14 protein-coding genes are annotated in these 15,848 nt (G+C 71.0%); 6 read left to right on the top strand and 8 right to left on the bottom strand.

The window, feature by feature from the left end:
- Positions 1–26: 26 nt before the first annotated feature.
- The 3 genes from NF681_10510 to dnaE all read right to left on the bottom strand — a co-directional run bounded on the left by NF681_10510 (position 27) and on the right by dnaE (position 5,466).
- Positions 27–896: a cupin-like domain-containing protein gene (locus tag NF681_10510; protein ID UST55566.1), complete on the bottom strand. Its 870-nt coding sequence runs from the start codon at positions 894–896 to the stop codon at positions 27–29.
- Between the two features lie 50 nt (positions 897–946).
- Positions 947–1,816, bottom strand: a complete 870-nt coding sequence (locus NF681_10505) for a cupin-like domain-containing protein (GenBank protein UST55565.1) — start codon at positions 1,814–1,816, stop codon at positions 947–949.
- A 149-nt stretch (positions 1,817–1,965) separates the two neighbouring features.
- Positions 1,966–5,466: a DNA polymerase III subunit alpha gene (gene dnaE / locus NF681_10500; GenBank protein ID UST55564.1), complete on the bottom strand. Its 3,501-nt coding sequence runs from the start codon at positions 5,464–5,466 to the stop codon at positions 1,966–1,968.
- Positions 5,467–5,559: 93 nt separating this feature from the next.
- Here dnaE and NF681_10495 point away from each other — a divergent pair, with 93 nt between their 5' ends.
- Positions 5,560–6,345: a sulfurtransferase gene (locus NF681_10495; protein UST55563.1), complete on the top strand. Its 786-nt coding sequence runs from the start codon at positions 5,560–5,562 to the stop codon at positions 6,343–6,345.
- A 124-nt stretch (positions 6,346–6,469) separates the two neighbouring features.
- Complete coding sequence (locus tag NF681_10490; protein ID UST55562.1) at positions 6,470–7,282, top strand: SDR family oxidoreductase; 813 nt, start codon at positions 6,470–6,472, stop codon at positions 7,280–7,282.
- 44 nt (positions 7,283–7,326) lie between these two features.
- On the opposite strand, the gene NF681_10485 is transcribed toward NF681_10490, so the two are convergent.
- The 5 genes from NF681_10485 to NF681_10465 form a co-directional block, all read right to left on the bottom strand.
- On the bottom strand, positions 7,327–8,700 hold the full coding sequence (locus NF681_10485; protein UST55561.1) for a carbohydrate porin: 1,374 nt from the start codon (positions 8,698–8,700) through the stop codon (positions 7,327–7,329).
- Positions 8,701–8,873: 173 nt separating this feature from the next.
- Positions 8,874–9,791, bottom strand: a complete 918-nt coding sequence (locus tag NF681_10480; protein ID UST55560.1) for a pirin family protein — start codon at positions 9,789–9,791, stop codon at positions 8,874–8,876.
- A 31-nt stretch (positions 9,792–9,822) separates the two neighbouring features.
- A complete protein-coding gene (locus NF681_10475; GenBank protein ID UST55559.1) occupies positions 9,823–10,380 on the bottom strand; it encodes a flavodoxin family protein in 558 nt (185 codons plus the stop codon).
- A 91-nt stretch (positions 10,381–10,471) separates the two neighbouring features.
- Positions 10,472–10,912 carry a DoxX family protein gene (locus tag NF681_10470; GenBank protein ID UST55558.1) on the bottom strand — a complete coding sequence of 147 codons (441 nt, stop codon included), beginning with the start codon at positions 10,910–10,912 and terminating at the stop codon, positions 10,472–10,474.
- A gap of 107 nt (positions 10,913–11,019) precedes the next feature.
- Positions 11,020–11,721 carry a pirin family protein gene (locus NF681_10465; protein UST55557.1) on the bottom strand — a complete coding sequence of 234 codons (702 nt, stop codon included), beginning with the start codon at positions 11,719–11,721 and terminating at the stop codon, positions 11,020–11,022.
- Positions 11,722–11,863: 142 nt separating this feature from the next.
- Between NF681_10465 and NF681_10460 the strand changes: the two genes are divergently transcribed.
- The 4 genes from NF681_10460 (at position 11,864) to trmB (ending at position 15,836) form a co-directional block, all read left to right on the top strand.
- Positions 11,864–12,817, top strand: a complete 954-nt coding sequence (locus NF681_10460; protein ID UST55556.1) for a LysR family transcriptional regulator — start codon at positions 11,864–11,866, stop codon at positions 12,815–12,817.
- A gap of 106 nt (positions 12,818–12,923) precedes the next feature.
- Positions 12,924–14,093 carry an FAD-dependent oxidoreductase gene (locus NF681_10455; protein ID UST55555.1) on the top strand — a complete coding sequence of 390 codons (1,170 nt, stop codon included), beginning with the start codon at positions 12,924–12,926 and terminating at the stop codon, positions 14,091–14,093.
- Between the two features lie 10 nt (positions 14,094–14,103).
- A complete protein-coding gene (gene gluQRS, locus NF681_10450; GenBank protein ID UST55554.1) occupies positions 14,104–15,060 on the top strand; it encodes a tRNA glutamyl-Q(34) synthetase GluQRS in 957 nt (318 codons plus the stop codon).
- Positions 15,057–15,836: a tRNA (guanosine(46)-N7)-methyltransferase TrmB gene (gene trmB, locus NF681_10445; protein UST55553.1), complete on the top strand. Its 780-nt coding sequence runs from the start codon at positions 15,057–15,059 to the stop codon at positions 15,834–15,836. Before gluQRS ends, trmB begins: the two co-directional genes overlap by 4 nt.
- Positions 15,837–15,848: the final 12 nt, after the last annotated feature.

Genomic DNA, 15,848 nt, shown 5'->3' with positions numbered 1-15,848 from the left:
GGCGGCGGACCCGGGGCGTCGGGGCGCTAGCGCCGGATCGCCTGACGGGCCGATTGCGCCGCGCTCCAGAGCCGCGACTTGACACCGTCGCGCCATGGCTGGCGCCCCACCGGCGCGGGCGCCAGACCGACGCGCCCCAGCACCGGCCGGGCCGAGTGGTTGAACGCCAGCGCCCGGCGCCAGGCCATCGACTGCGGCGTGTTGAAGATGATCGACATCGAGATCGACACGTCGTCGTCGCCATTGCGCACGTGGTGCCCGGCGACGAACGGGATGTGCAACGCCTCGCCGGGACGGAACTCGAAGCACGTTCCCAGGGCGTCCGCGTCCTGCGACCACGGCAGGCGGGTGTTGGCGTACGCCACGTAGGCCTCGCGGTGCACCTGGCTCACCACGCGCTCGTCCCATTGGCCGAAGACGCTGACCTGCTTGCTGCCGCGGAACTGCATCAGGAAGGTCGAGTAGCGGTCGATGTGGAACGGCGTGACGCTGCCGGGCGAGGCGATGAAGAGGTAGAGCTGCGGCTCGACGATGCGCGAACCGGCGCCCTGGCGCCGCATCAGCGCCTCGACGTCGGCGACCAGTTCGCGGTGCAGCGGCGCGAACGACGCGTCGACCTCCGGGTTGCTGACCATCACGTAGGAATCGGAGGTGCGGATGTTCTCGATCGTCTCCTCGATGCCCGGTCCCCGCGAGCGGCCCCGGAAGGTGCCTTCGAAGTCGTCGCCGTTCTTCAGCCGGCCCATCGAATGCATCACCTGCTTCCTCGGCAGCGCGGGCAGCACGCGCGCCAGGTTTTCCAGGCTCAGGGCCGGATGCCCCATGAGGCGGTGACGAAACTTGAAGGCGGTGCGATCGAACTTGTCGAAGTCCGTCGCGTTCTCGAAACATTGCATGGGGGCACCCTGGTCGCTCCCCGCAATGTAATTCTTTTCTATTGCGCGTATCAGCGCAGCGTCTGGCGGACGCCCCGCATCGCGCGCCACATGTAGGACTTGCCGACGTCGCGCCACGGCTGGTGGCCGACCGGTGCCGGCGTCATGCCCACGCGCTGGAGCATGCCGCGCGATGCGTGGTTGAAGCGCAGCGCGTTCTGCCAGGCCAGGCTCTCCCGCGTGCTGAAGAAGATCGACAGGGAGATCGAGATGTCGTCGGCGCCGTTGCGCACGTGGTGGCCGGCGGTGAACGGGATGTGGACCGCGTCGCCCGGACGGAAGTCGAACTTCGTGCCCAGCGCGTCGAATTCCGGCTTCCAGGGCAACTTGGTGTTGGCGAGCGCCACGTACGCTTCCTTGTTCTCGCTCGACACCAGGCGCTCGTCCCATTGGGGGAAGACCGAGACCTCCTTGCTGCCGCGGAACTGCATCAGGAAGTTCGAATACCGGTCGATGTGGAACGGCGTGACGCTGTCGGGCGAGGCGATGAACAGGAACAGGCGCGGATCGGTGACCCGCTCGCCGACGCCGCAGCGCCGCATGATCGTCTCCACGTCACCGATCAGCTCGCGGTAGAGCGGCGCGAACGAGGCGTGTTCCTGCGGGCCGTCGACCATGATGTACGAATCGGAGACGCGGATCTGCTCGATGGTCTCCTCGATGCTCATGGCGCGTGGCTCGCCCTTGCACAGGGCCGACTCGAAGTCGTCGCCGTTCTTCAGGAACCCCTTGGAATAGTGCACGCGCGCCTTCGGCAGCGCCGGCAGCACCTTGGCCAGGTTGTCCAGGCCGAGCGCCGGGTGGCCCAGCAGCGTGTGTCCGAACTTGAACGGCGCGCGGTCGAGCCGGCTCAGCGAAGGGGAATCCTGGAAACAGCGCATGCGGACACTCTTGGAAGTGAAGGGAGGAAGGCCTTGCACGCGGTAGCTATTTATTGTTACAAGGCAATTCAAATTGTATTGAAAAAAGCTTACAAACCCCCTCTTCCATGTTTCAAATCTTCACAAGTGCGCATTAATCGATCCACCGGTTATTCGTAGACGATGGCCGCCTGCCCCGCCTCGGCCTGCGCCATCCAGCTCGCGAGCGCGGCATCGGTGGGAAAAAACCTGGCGCGCTCGCCCAGCTGCAGGTCGACCCGGGCGCCGCCGCGCGCGAGCGACAGCCGCACCGGCAGGCCCTGGCGCAGTTCGCCGACCTCGGTCGTCTCCAGGCGCGGCGGGAAGTCCTTCACCAGCCGCGCGATGTCGGGCGCCTTGCCGTTGACCGCCACGCGCAGGAACTTGCCGAAGCGGCAGCGCGCCGTCGCCAGGTCCCAGACCTGCTGCACCTGGAAGCGCGCCTCGAAGCCGCCGCGCCCGGGCTGCAGCCGGCCGCTGACGATGACCAGCTCGTCGTCTTTCAACGTGTTGCGGTTGGCGTTCATGACCGCCTCGTCGGCCGTCGCCTCGATCGAGAGCGACTTGTCGTCGAGCTTGAAGATCGCCAGGCGGCCGCGCTGCCCGTTGATGACGCGCAGGTCGCTCACGATGCCGGCGATGACCTGCGGCTCGCGGCTGTCGAGCAGCTCGTCGATCTCGCGGCGGCAGAAGCGGCGCACCTCCTGCGCGACCTCGTCGAACAGGTGGCCCGACAGGTAGAAGCCGACGGCCGTCTTCTCGAAGGTCAGCCGTTCCTTCACGCCCCAGGGCGTGGCGGGTACCAGCGCCGGTTCCTGCGCGGCCGAGCCGTGCTCGCAGTCGCCGAAGATGTCGACCTGTGCGGCGTTGGCCTCGGTGGCGGCGCTGAATTCGAAGGCACGGTCGATCGAGGCGACGAGCGAGGCGCGGTTGTCGTGGATCGAGTCGAAGGCGCCGGCCTTGATCAGCGCGTCCACGGTGCGCTTGTTGATGCGCTGGCGGTCCACGCGCACGCAGAAGTCGAACAGGCTGGCGAACGGCCCGCCGGCCTCGCGGGCGCGCACGATGGCCTCCACCGCCAGCTGACCGGTGCCCTTGACCGCGCCCAGGCCGTAGCGGATCGACTTGTCCGTGACCGGCTCGAAGCGGTAGTGCCCGCGGTTGACGTCCGGCGGCTCGAAGGCGATGCCGAAATGCTTCACGGCGTCCTGGAACAGCACCTTGAGCTTGTCGGTGTCGTCCATTTCCACGGTCATGTTGGCGCAGAAGAACTCGGCCGTGTAGTGCACCTTCAGCCAGCCGGTGTGGTAGGCCAGCAGCGAATAGGCCGCGGCGTGCGACTTGTTGAAACCGTAGCCCGCGAACTTCTCCATCAGGTCGAAGATCTCGTCGGCCTTCTCCTGCGGGATGTCGTTCTTCGCCGCGCCGGCGCGGAAGATCAACCGGTGCTCGGCCATCTCCTCGGCCTTCTTCTTGCCCATCGCGCGGCGCAGCAGGTCGGCGCCGCCGAGCGAGTAGCCCCCCAGGATCTGCGCGGTCTGCATGACCTGCTCCTGGTAGACCATGATCCCGTAGGTCTCGGACAGCATCTCGGCCACCAGCGGGTGCGGATACTCCACCGGCTCGCGGCCGTGCTTGCGCGCCACGAAGCTGGGGATCAGGTCCATCGGACCCGGCCGGTAGAGCGCGTTGAGCGCGATCAGGTCCTCCAGCCGGGTGGGCCGCGCGTCCTTGAGCATGCCCTGCATGCCGCGCGATTCGAACTGGAACACCGCTTCGGTCTTGCCGTCGGAGAACAGGCGGTAGGTGCCCGGATCGTCGAGCCGGATGTCCTCGTAGTTGAAGTGCGCCTGGTCCACGTGGCGCTTGACGATGAACTCGCGCGCGATCTCCAGGATGGTCAGCGTGGCCAGGCCCAGGAAGTCGAACTTGACCAGGCCCACGGCCTCGACGTCGTCCTTGTCGTACTGGCTCACGGCCGAATCGCTGCCGGGCTGCTGGTAGAGCGGGCAGAAGTCGGTGAGCTTGCCCGGCGCGATCAGCACGCCGCCGGCGTGCATGCCGATGTTGCGCGTCATGCCCTCGAGCTTCTGCGCCAGCTCGACGAGCATGCGTACCTCCTCCTCCTTCTCGATGCGCGCGGCGAGCTGCGGCTCCATCTCGATGGCGTAGTTGTTCTTGTCGCCCTCCACCCTCGGATTGGGCGGGTACTGGATGGTCACCGGCTGGCCGGGCTTGTTCGGGATCAGCTTGCTCACGCCGTCGCAGAACATGTAGCTCATGTCCAGCACGCGGCCGACGTCGCGGATCGCCGCGCGCGCGGCCATGGTGCCGAAGGTGGCGATCTGGCTGACCGCGTCGCGGCCGTACTTGTCCTTGACGTAGTCGATGACGCGGTCGCGGTTGCCCTGGCAGAAGTCGATGTCGAAGTCGGGCATCGAGACGCGTTCGGGGTTCAGGAAGCGCTCGAACAGCAGGTTGTACTGCAGCGGGTCGAGGTCGGTGATCTTCAGCGAATAGGCCACCAGCGAGCCCGCGCCCGAGCCCCGGCCCGGTCCGACCGGGCAGCCGTTGTTCTTGGCCCAGTTGATGAAGTCGCCCACGATCAGGAAGTAGCCGGGGAAGCCCATGTTCAGGATCGTGTTGATCTCGAACTCCAGCCGCTCGACGTAGCGCGGCCGCTCGGCCTCGCGCTGCTTCGCGTCGGGGAAGAGGTGCGCCAGGCGCTCCTCCAGGCCCGCGAACGAGGCCACGCGGAAATACTCGCCGATCGGCAGGCCGTCGGGCGTCGGGAAATCCGGCAGTTGCGGCTTGCCCAGCACCAGCGTCAGGCTGCAGCGGCGCGCGATCTCCAGGGTGTTGGCGAGCGCGCTGGGCACGTCGGCGAACAGCGACTCCATCTCGGCGGCGGACTTGAAGTACTGCGCGCGGGTGAACTTGCGCACGCGGCGCGGGTTGCCCAGGATCTCGCCCTCGGAGATGCACACGCGCGCCTCGTGGGCCTCGTAGTCGTCGGCGGTGGCGAACTGCACCGGGTGCGTGGCCACCACCGGCAGGCCCAGCCGCGCGGCGAGCTGGACGGCGGCGACGACGTGCGGCTCGTCGTCGGGTCGGCCGGCGCGCTGCAGCTCGACGTAGAAGCGATCGGGGAACAGCGCCGACAGCTGGCGCGCGAGGTCGTCGGCGCGCGTCGCGTGGCCCTGCAGCAGCGCCGCGCCCAGCGGCCCGGCCTGGGCACCGGACAGCGCGATCAGACCGCCGCCGAGCTCCTCCAGCCAGGCCCGCTTGACCACCGCCTGGGACTGCGCGCGGCCGACGTTCTGCGTCCAGGCGCGCGCCAGCAGTTCGGACAGGTGCAGGTAGCCGGTGGTGTTCTGCACCAGCAGCACGATGCGGGTCATGGCACCAACGTCGGCGCCCAGGCCTTCGAGGAACACCTCCACGCCCAGCACCGGCTTGACGCCCGCGCCGCGCGCTTCCTTGTAGAACTTGACCGCGCCGAACAGGTTGTTCAGGTCGGTAATGGCCAGAGCCGGCTGACCGTCGGCGCGGGCGGCCTGGACGACTTCGTCGATGCGGTTGGTGCCGTCGACGACGGAGAATTCGGTGTGCAGGCGCAGGTGGACAAACATGGCGGCATTGTAGGAAGCCACGCCGCGCCCCCGCCCCTGCGCCGGGCCGCCGACCGTGCTAGGCGGAGGCATGGCGCCTCCTAGAATTCGCCCGTGCCTTCCATCCTCAACATCGCCGCCTACCTCTTCAGCGACATCGAAGACCCCCTCGTCCTGCGCGAACACCTGCGCGCGCGGGCCGCCGCCCTGGACCTCAGGGGCACGATCCTGCTGGCGACCGAGGGCATCAACCTGTTCCTGGCCGGCGAGGCCGGCGCGGTGCGCGGCTTCGTCGCCGAGCTGCGCGCCGATCCGCGCTTCGACGCGCTGGAGACCAAGGAGAGCTGGTCGGCCGCGCAGCCCTTCCGGCGCCTGCTGGTGAAGGTCAAGCGCGAGATCATCCGCATGGATCACCCGGCCATCCGGCCCGCCGCGGGGCGCGCGCCGGGCGTGGCGCCACGCACGCTCAAGCGCTGGCTCGACCAGGGCCACGACGACGATGGCCGGCCGATCGCGATGCTCGACACGCGCAACGCCTTCGAGGTCGACCACGGCACCTTCGACGGCGCGATCGACTGGCGCATCGAGCGCTTCACCGGGTTCCCGCCCGCCCTCCTCGCGCACCGCGACGCGCTCGCCGGCAAGACCGTCGTGAGCTTCTGCACCGGTGGCATCCGCTGCGAGAAGGCGGCCATCCTGATGCGCGAGGTGGGCGTCGAGCACGTGCTGCAGCTCGAGGGCGGCATCCTGAAGTACTTCGAGGACGTCGGCGGGGCGCACTATCACGGCGAATGCTTCGTCTTCGACGGCCGGGGCACCTTGGCCCCGGACCTGAGCGCCACCGGCGGCGACACCAGCGCGCGGGCGTCGGAAGACCCGGACCTCGCCCTCAAGCGCTAGCCGCCGCGCCCACGCGCGGGACGGCGCAGCGGCGGGCGACACGCCGCATCGCCTTTGGCTGACGCCGGCCGGACGAGCCGTTGCGCAGGCTCGCCGGCCTGTCGTCCACCCGAGGAATCCGATCATGAGCAGCAACAGCAACAGCAACAGCAACAACAGCAACAGGCACGGCCTCCACCGTTTCGCCGACCGCGTGGTCATCGTCACCGGCGCGGGTTCGGGCATCGGCGAGGCCACCGCCCGTCGCTTCTCCCAGGAAGGCGCCCAAGTCGTGCTCGCCGGCGGCACGCGCGCCAAGCTCGACAAGGTCGCCGCCGACCTGCCCGCGGACCGCACGCTGGTCCACGAGACCGACGTGTCCGACTACGCCCAGGTCGCGGCCCTGGTGGAGGCCACGGTCGAGCGCTTCGGCGCACTGCACGTGCTGGTGAGCAACGCCGGCATCGCGGTCGAGGGCAAGGCTGTCGACGGTTCGCTGGAGGACTGGGCCCGCGTGATGGCGGTCAACGCCGGCGGCGTCTTCCACGGCGCCAAGGCGGCCATGCCGCACCTGATCGCGAGCCAGGGCTGCATCGTCCACACGGCGTCGGTCTCCGGCCTGGGCGGCGACTGGGCCATGGGCTTCTACAACGCCTCCAAGGGCGCGGTCGTGAACCTGACGCGCTCTCTGGCGCTTGACCACGGCGCCGACGGCGTGCGCGTCAACGCCGTCTGCCCGAGCTTCACCCGCACGCCGATGACCGAGGACATGGAGGCCAACGAGGCCTTGCTGGCCAGGTTCAACGAGCGCATCCCGATGCGCCGCCCCGCCGAGGCCCACGAGGTCGCCGCCGTCATCGCCTTCCTGGCGAGCGACGACGCGAGCTTCGTGAACGGCGTGATGCTGCCGGTCGACGGCGGCCTGGGCGCGTCGAACGGCCAGCCGAACATGGGCTGACGCCGCCGCACCGGCCGGCCGGCCGGCCGCGCCGGACCGGCGGCTCAGAACTCCGTGTGCAGGCGCGCCGCCACCGTGCGTACCGGTCCGCGATCGGCGTTGTAGCCGGGATTGCGGATGAACTGGAAGCCCAGCGTCAGCGCGCTCTGCAGGCGCAGCGGCCCACGGAAGCCGGCGCGGTAGTACAGCTCGGTGATCGCCTCGGGCTTGTACGTCAGGCGGCCGTCGCCGACGAAGAAGCCGTAGCCACCGGCGGCGAGGAAATCGCGGTGCGAGGGCGACAACTGGTTACGCGCCAGAGCGAGGCCGACGGCGTCGTCGGCGCGTCCCCAGCGCCCGCCGGTGACCACGGTGCCGACCGAGAACGAGCGGTCGATCTCGGCGAAGGCATAGGTCTCGGACCGGCCGTTGTTGGTCGCCACGCGCGCGAAGGCACCGACGCCGTCGGCGATCTCCTGCTCGACGTTGATGCCGGCGCCGGCCTTGGTGCGGCGCTTGCGCACCGGCGCCACGTCGGGGGCGGTGCCGTTCTGCGCCGCGACGTCCAGCGCGTCCTGGAAGCCGCCCATGCGCGCGACGTTGCGAAAGCCCAGCAGGCGCACCGCGCCGTCGCGGCCCTCGATGGTGTGGCGGTGCTCGAACTCGATCTGGTCGCCATGGCGCGCCATCAGGCGGCGGTCGAGCTTCAGGCCGTTGGACTCGATCGGCATCGCGAAGCGCCCGGCGCGCAGGCTCCAGTCGTCGCCGTTGCGGTATTCGAGCGCCCCGCCCCAGGAATAGCCGCGCGAGTCGGCGGCGAAGTCGTAGGCGCCGTGCGTGAGCAGCGACCAGTTCATGAACTGGGTGCGGCCATCGTGGGCGTAGCGGCTGCCGTCGAAGAGGTCCGACACCGCGAGGTTGCCCACGGTGAGCGTGACGCGGCGCTTGTCGTAGCGGCCCGCGAGCTGATTGGCGCCGGACTCGGCCGCGTCGTCGCCGCCGCCCAGGCCCCAGGTCTGGCGCACGAAGAGACGGGCGCGGTAGCCGATCAGGTTGGGGCCGCCGGTCTTCTGCAGCTCGCTGTTGGTCAGGCCACCCAGGCCAGTCAGGCGCGACAGCGGCACGCCCTGGACGAATTCGGGGTTGAAGTACAGCTCGGTCTGCCGTCCGAGGCGCAGGCCGGCGTAGACCGTCGCCGTGAACGAGTAGCTGCCCTCGCGGCCGGGCGACAGGCTGTTGGCGCCGGCGTAGGGCGCGTTGAGCGACGACTTGAACTGGCGGATGTAGGTCGACTGGCCGTGGAGGTTCCAGTCCTCGGGCGCGCCGTCGGCCTCGCGTTCGGCCGGGGTTTCGACGGCGGCGGCGCATGCCGTGGTGGCGGCGCAGCACAGCGCGCACAGGACGAGCGACGCGAGGAGCGGAGAGCGGGAAAGCGGCATGGGGCAGGACGAGGAGACGGGACGTGGGACGGGGGACGTGTCCGTGGAAGCGGGTGACGCCCCGCAGGACGCCCACCCTATCAGGCTCCGGTCACGCGATGACGACACGCCGCGCCGTCCGCGGAAAAAAACCGGGGCACCGGCGCGCCGCGCGTCGATGCCGTCGCGCGGCCTCAGGCCGGCGTCGTGCCGGTGTCGGGCGCCGGACTCGCGACCTGGAACGGCGGTCCGGGCAGCGGGATGAACTCGGTCTCTCCAGGCACCTGGCCCATGCGCTGGGCCTGCCAGTCGGCGCCCGCCTGCAGGATGCGCTCGCGCCGGCTGGAGACGAAGTTCCAGGTGATGAAGCGCGGACCGTCGAGCGGCTCGCCGCCCACCACCATCAGGCGCGCAGGCGTGGCCGTCTCGATGGTCGCGCCCCGCGCGTCGGGCAGCAGCGCCATGGTGTGGGCCTCCACCGCGACGCCGTCGATCGCGACGTCGGCGTCGACCGTGTAGACGGCCAGCTCGGGCGCCAGGGCGGGCAGCTCGAAGCGCGCCCCGGCCGGCAGCGCGATGTCCAGGTAGAGGGTGGGCATCAGCGTGGGCACCGGGGAGCGGACGCCGAAGGCCTCGCCGATCAGCACCCGCACGCGGGCGCCCTGCGCGTCGAGTTCGGGGATGTCGCCATTGCCGGTGTGGGAGAAGCCCGGCTCGACCTCCTCCAGCGCGCGCGGCAGCGCGGCCCACAGCTGCAGGCCGTGGTTGACGTACTCGTCGCCCTTCAGGCGCTCGGGCTTGCGCTCGGAATGCACGATGCCGCGGCCGGCGGTCATCCAGTTGATGGCGCCGGGCAGGATCTCCTGCACGCTGCCCAGGCTGTCGCGGTGCATCATCGCGCCCTCGAACAGGTAGGTGACCGTGGCCAGGCCGATGTGCGGGTGCGGACGCACGTCGTGCGCCTCGCCGGGCCGCTCCCGGGCCGGGCCGAAGTGGTCGAAGAACACGAACGGCCCGACCGAGCGGCGCTTGGCCGCCGGCAGCAGGCGACGGACCTTGAAACCCCCGCCGAGGTCCTTGTCGGCGGGATGCAGCAGCTGGGGCGAGGTCATGCGGGTGTTCCTGGGGGACGTTTCGGGAAACTCAGGCGCTGGCGCGGGCACGCGCGGTCTGGGCGATGCGCTCGCCGAAGGTGCGCGCCGTGTCGAGGTCGCCGCGCGCCATCTCCGCCGGGCTGGCGTCCGAGGGCGATTGCGTCATCAGGCCGCCGAACGCGCCGACGAAGTTGGGCGCGTCGCGCGACACGCCCTTGGTGTTGCTGGGCATCATGCCCAGGCCCACCCACAGACCGCCGTGCTGCATGGCCAGCGTCCAGAACGCCGCCAGGGTGGCGTACTTGTCGCCGCTCATGGAGGCACTGTTGGTGAAGCCGGCGAACAGCTTGTCCTTCCAGCCCTGCGCGAACCACACCTTCGAGGACGCGTCGGCGAACTTCTTGAACTGCCAGCTCGGCCCGCCCATGTAGGTGGGCGAACCGAAGACGATGGCGTCGGCGGCCGCCAGGGTGTCCCAGGCGCCCTCGGGCAGGTTGCCGTCGGCGTCGATGGCGATGAGCTCGGCGCCGGCGCCGTCGGCCACGGCCTGGGCCACGCGCTGGGTATGGCCGTAGCCGGAATGGAAGAGGACGGCGATGTTGGACATGGAAGGGTTCTTTCTGCGGATCGGAAACGATGGGGATTGCGGGGAATGGAATCGGGAAGGCACGACGGCGCGCGGCGCTTCGCCGCCGGACTCAGCGCTCGTCGACGCTCAGGCGCCCCGGTCCGAAGGACCAGAACGCGAGCAGGCCGCCGACGATCGCGAGGTTCTTGAAGAACATCAGCTGGTTGACCATCACCTTGTCGGCCGGCATGGACCAGTAGTGGTGGAAGCCGAACGACGCCGCCAGGGTGAACACGGCCAGCGCCAGCGCGACCCAGCGCGTCTTGAAGCCGGCCAGCAACAGCAGTCCGAGGCCCAGCTCGACCGCGATCGCGACGGCGGCGGCGACCTGCGGCAGCGGCAGGCCGGCGGACGCGATGTAGCCGACCGTGCCGGCGAAGTTCGTCAGCTTGGCGATGCCCGCCGGAATGAACAGCGCGGCGATCAGCACGCGCGCGACGAGCGCGACGACGTCCCGGCTGGAAGTGGTGGTCACGCCGGAAGAGCGCGAGGTGGAAGCGGTGGTGGCCATGGGCAGACTCCTTGGATGGGAGGAAAGTGGAACACAGGAAAAGTGGCGCGACGGGCCGGGAGCCGGTGTTCCTCGACGGACACCCGCCCCCGGCCCGACACGGCCGCTCAGGCGTCCAGGTCGAACACCAGCACCTCGGCATCGCTGCCCCGGGCGAGTTCGAGCGCGGACTCGCCCTCGATCAGCACGGCGTCGCCGGCGGCGAGCGGACGGCCGTTGACCTCCAGGGCGCCGCGCACCAGGTGCACGTAGCCCTTGCGCGCCGGATCGAGCGCCAGCGTGGCGGTCTCCGCGCCATCGAACAGCCCGGCGAACAGGCGGGCGTCCGCATGCACGGTGACCGAGCCGTCGGCGCCGTCGGGCGAGGCCACCAGGCGCAGGCGGCCGCGCTTGTCGGCGGCGTCGAAGTGCTTCTGCTCGTAACCCGGCGCGATGCCGCGCTCGTTGGGCAGCAGCCAGATCTGCAGGAAGTGCGTGGTCTCCTCGGCCTTGTGGTTGAACTCGCTGTGCATCACGCCACGGCCCGCGCTCATGCGCTGGACGTCGCCCGGCGGGATCGTCTCGACGTTGCCCATGCTGTCGCGGTGCGCCAGCTCGCCCGAGAGCACGTAGCTGATGATCTCCATGTCCTTGTGGCCGTGCGTGCCGAAGCCGGCGCCCCCGGCGACGCGGTCCTCGTTGATCACGCGCAGGTTGCCGAAACCCATGTGCGCCGGGTCGTGGTAGCCGGCGAACGAGAAGCTGTGGAAGGAATCGAGCCAGCCGTGGTTGGCATGGCCACGGTCCTGGGATTTGCGAATCGTCAACATCGTTGAACTCCTTGGCCCCGAGGGCCTTTCCTGGATGCCGCACCCTGTGCGCGGCGGATGTCTGTGACTTTAGGGCGCCACTGCAAGCTGGCGGGCGACACGCTTTGAAGGCATCATTCGAATTTTTTGATTGAACAAACCGATGCCTGCCGCACGCGACGCCCTGACGCCCGACGCCCTTTCGATGCTGCAGGCGGTGGTGCGCACCGGCAGCTTCGCCGGCGCGTCGCGCGAGCTGGGCCTGGTGCCCAGCGCCCTGAGCTACCGGGTGCGCCAGATCGAGGACGCGCTCGACGTGCTGCTGTTCGACCGCAGCGCGCGGCAGGCGCGCCTGACCGAGGCGGGCGCGGAGCTGCTGCGCGAGGCGCCGCGCATGCTGGCCGACCTGGAATCGGTCGCCAACCGGGTGCGGCGCGTGGCCACGGGCTGGGAGCCGCTGTTCACCATCGCCCTCGACGGCGTCATCGCGCGCGCGCCGCTGCTCGACCTGGTGGGCGACTTCTACGCCGAGCGCCCTCCCACGCGCCTGAAGCTGCGCGACGAGACGCTGCTGGGCACCATCGGCGCGCTGGCCAGCGGCCAGGCCGACCTGGCCATCGGCTCGGTGCTCGACGCGTCGAGCCTTGCCTTCACGGCGCAAGGCGTGCGCACCCGGCCGTTGGGCGAATTGCGATTCGTCTACGCCGTGGCGCCGCACCACCCGCTCGCCGCCGAGTCCGAGCCGCTGGGCGACGCGGTGCTGCGCGCGCACCGGGCCGTCGCCGTGGCCGATTCGGCGCGCGAGGGCGAGGGCATGACCGTCAACCTCGTCGGCGGCCAGGACGTGCTGACCGTGCCGACCATGCAGGCCAAGCTGGCCGCCCAGCTGCGCGGGCTGGGTGGCGGCTTCCTGCCGGAGCCGATGGCGCGGCCCTGGATCGAGGCCGGGCATCTGGTGGAACGCCGGACCGAGCGCGCCAACCCGATCGGCCAGATGCACATCGCCTGGCGTCCGCCGGCGACCGGAAGGCCGGGCCGCGCGCTCGAATGGTGGCTCGCGCGGCTCGAACCCGAGGCCACGCGCCGCGCGCTGCTGGAGCGCCACCGCGAGCGCTGAAAGCCGACGATGTAGAGTCAACCGCAGCCCTCCCCGCGGGCCCGCCGGCCACGCCGCGCCGCCGCCGGGCTTTCCATCACGACCCGAACGAAAGAAGAGACCCGCCATGTCCACCCGCCGCCGCCCCGACCGCCACCGAAATCCCACCGTCGCGCCGCCACGCGCCCGGCCGGCGCCCGACGCCGGGGAGGCCGCACCCGGCGGACCGACGCCGCGGCGCTTCGCGGTGATCGGCGCGGGCATCGCCGGGGTGGCCTGCGCGCGCACGCTGATGCAGGCCGGCCACGAGGTCGTGGTGTTCGAGCGCGAGGCCGCTCCCGGCGGCCGCATGGCGAGCGAATCGACGCCCTTCGGCTCGTTCGACAGCGGCGCCCAGTACTTCACCGTGCGCGACCCGCGCTTCGAGTTGGCGCTGAAGACGGCACCGGGCGTGTGCAAGCCCTGGAGCGCCAACCTCGTGCGCGTGCTCGACCCCCACGGCCGCGTGGCCGAGGCCGCCCGGCCCTCGCCGGAGCGCCACTGGGTCGCGCAGCCGGACATGGGGTCCCTGGTCGGGCACTGGGCCGCCCCGCTGGGTGAGCGCCTGGTGGCCGACGCGCGCGTGACGCGCATCGAGCCCGATGCGCTGGACCGCCGCCGCTGGCAACTGCGCACCGAGGGCGCGGACGGCGCCACCGGCGTCCATTCGGGCTTCGACGCCGTCCTGCTGACCGTGCCGCCGGCCTGCGCGCGGCGCCTGCTGGGCCAGGGTGCCCTCGACTCCGGCACGGTGGCGAGCGCGAGGTCGGCGCTGCCCGCGGCGCTCGGCCGCGCCATCGCCAAGGTCCAGGCCTCGCCCTGCTGGACGCTGATGATCGCCTTCCCGCAGGCCAACCAGGCGACGCTGTCCCACCTGGGCCCGCAATGGAACGTGGCGCGCAGCACGCACCACCGGGTGGCCTGGCTGGCGCGCGAATCCTCCAAGCCCGGGCGCGACGCCGTCGAGCGCTGGACCCTGCAGGCCAGTCCCGCGTGGTCGCAGGAACATCTGCGCGACGATGCCGCGCGCGTCGAGGCCAAGCTGCTGCGCGCCTTCTCCGAGATCACGGGCATCCACGCCACGCCCAGCCACGCGCGGGCACGCTGCTGGCCCGAGGCCCAGACCCAGACGCCGCTGGGCCAGCCGCACCTGTGGGACGCCAAGGCGCGCATCGGCCTGGCGGGCGACTGGTGCATGGGTCACCGGGTCGAGGACGCGTTCCTCTCGGGGCTCTCGCTCGCGCTCGCGGCGCTGTGACGACCCGGCGGTGAACGCGACGTCGGATGCGGACGCGGTCGGCCGCTTCGCGCCCTCGCCCACCGGCGCGCTGCACGCCGGCTCGCTGGTCGCGGCGCTGGCGAGCTGGCTCGACGTGCGCGCGCGCGGCCCCCGCGCCCGCTGGCTGGTGCGCATCGAGGACGCCGACACCGGACGCTGCCTGCCGGGGCTGGGCGAACACATCCTGGGCCAGCTCGCCGCCTGCGGCTTGATCCCGGACGCGCCGCCGGTGCGCCAGAGCGACCGCACCGACCGCTACGCGCACGCCCTGGCGCGGCTGGCGGCCTCCGGCCGCGCCTACCCGTGCGCCTGCTCGCGCAGGGACATCGACCAGGCGCTGGCCCGGCACGGCGTGGCGCACCGTCGGCATGGCGAGCGCGTGTACCCGGGGACCTGCCGCTGCGGCCTGGGCGGACGCCCGCCCCGGGCCTGGCGCTTCGCCGTGCGACCGCTGGACGACGGCGCCGCGACGGCCGATGCCGACGTCGCCTGGACCGACCGCCGGCTCGGACCGCAGCATCAGGACGTGGCCGCCGAGGTCGGCGACTTCGTGCTGCGGCGCGCCGACGGGCCCTGGGCCTACCAGCTCGCCGTGGTGGTCGACGACGCCGACCAGGGCGTGACCGACGTCGTGCGCGGCGCGGACCTGGCGGCCAACACCGCGCGCCAGATCCTGCTGCAACGCGCCCTGGGCCTGCCCACCCCGAGCTACCTGCACACGCCGCTGGTGCTGGCGGACGACGGGCAGAAACTCTCCAAACAGAACGGCGCCCGCGCGATCGACACCGCCACGCCGGCGATGGCCGCCGCCGCGCTCGACGCGGCGGCGCGCGCGCTCGGGCTGCCCGGCGTGTCGGTGCTGCCGGCGGGCTCGGGCGACGATCCGGCCACGGCCCTGGCCGGCTGGATCGCGCCGTGGCGCGATCTCTACAATCCGCGCCCGTGACGAACCCTACCCTCCCCGATTCCAGCCCGTCCCCCGACGCCGACGGCCCGAGCGACCCCGCGAGCCCCCATCCCCTTCACCGCCGCCTCAAGAGTTTCGTCAAGCGCGCCGGCCGCACCACCGACGGCCAGAAGCGCGCCTACGAGCAGATCGGCCCGCGCTTCCTGCTGCCCTACCGTGCCGAGCCGCTCGACCTCGAGGCCGCGTTCTCGCGCCAGGCGCCGACCGTGCTGGAGATCGGCTTCGGCATGGGCGAGGCCACCGCGCACATCGCCGCGCTGATGCCCGAGACCAATTTCCTGTGCTGCGAGGTCCACGAGCCCGGTGTCGGCGCGCTGCTCAAGCGCATCGGCGAACAGGGCCTCGCGAACATCCGCATCTGCGCGCACGATGCCGTCGACGTGCTCGACCACATGATCGAGCCGGCCACGCTCGCGGGCGTGCACGTCTTCTTTCCCGATCCGTGGCACAAGGCGCGCCACAACAAGCGCCGTCTGATCCAGCCGCCGCTGGTGCGCAAGCTCGCCGAGCGCATCGCCCCGGGCGGCTACCTGCACTGCGCCACCGACTGGCAGCCCTATGCCGAGCAGATGCTCGAGGTGCTTTCGGGAGAGCCGCTGCTGCGCAACGCGGCGACCCCGGCGCATCCTGTCGCAGCGGAAGAACCGGCAGCCACCGGCTTCGCTCCGAAACCCGCCTACCGGCCGCTCACCAAGTTCGAGAACCGTGGCCTGCGCCTGGGCCACGGCGTCTGGGACCTGGTGTTCCTGCGCTGAGGGCCCGTCCCG

The organism is Comamonadaceae bacterium OTU4NAUVB1 (genome assembly GCA_024372625.1).
In the GTDB taxonomy this organism is placed as follows: Bacteria; Pseudomonadota; Gammaproteobacteria; order Burkholderiales; family Burkholderiaceae_C; genus Variovorax.
Note: the sequence above shows the minus strand (reverse complement) of the source record. Positions and strands in the feature narration are given on the sequence as shown.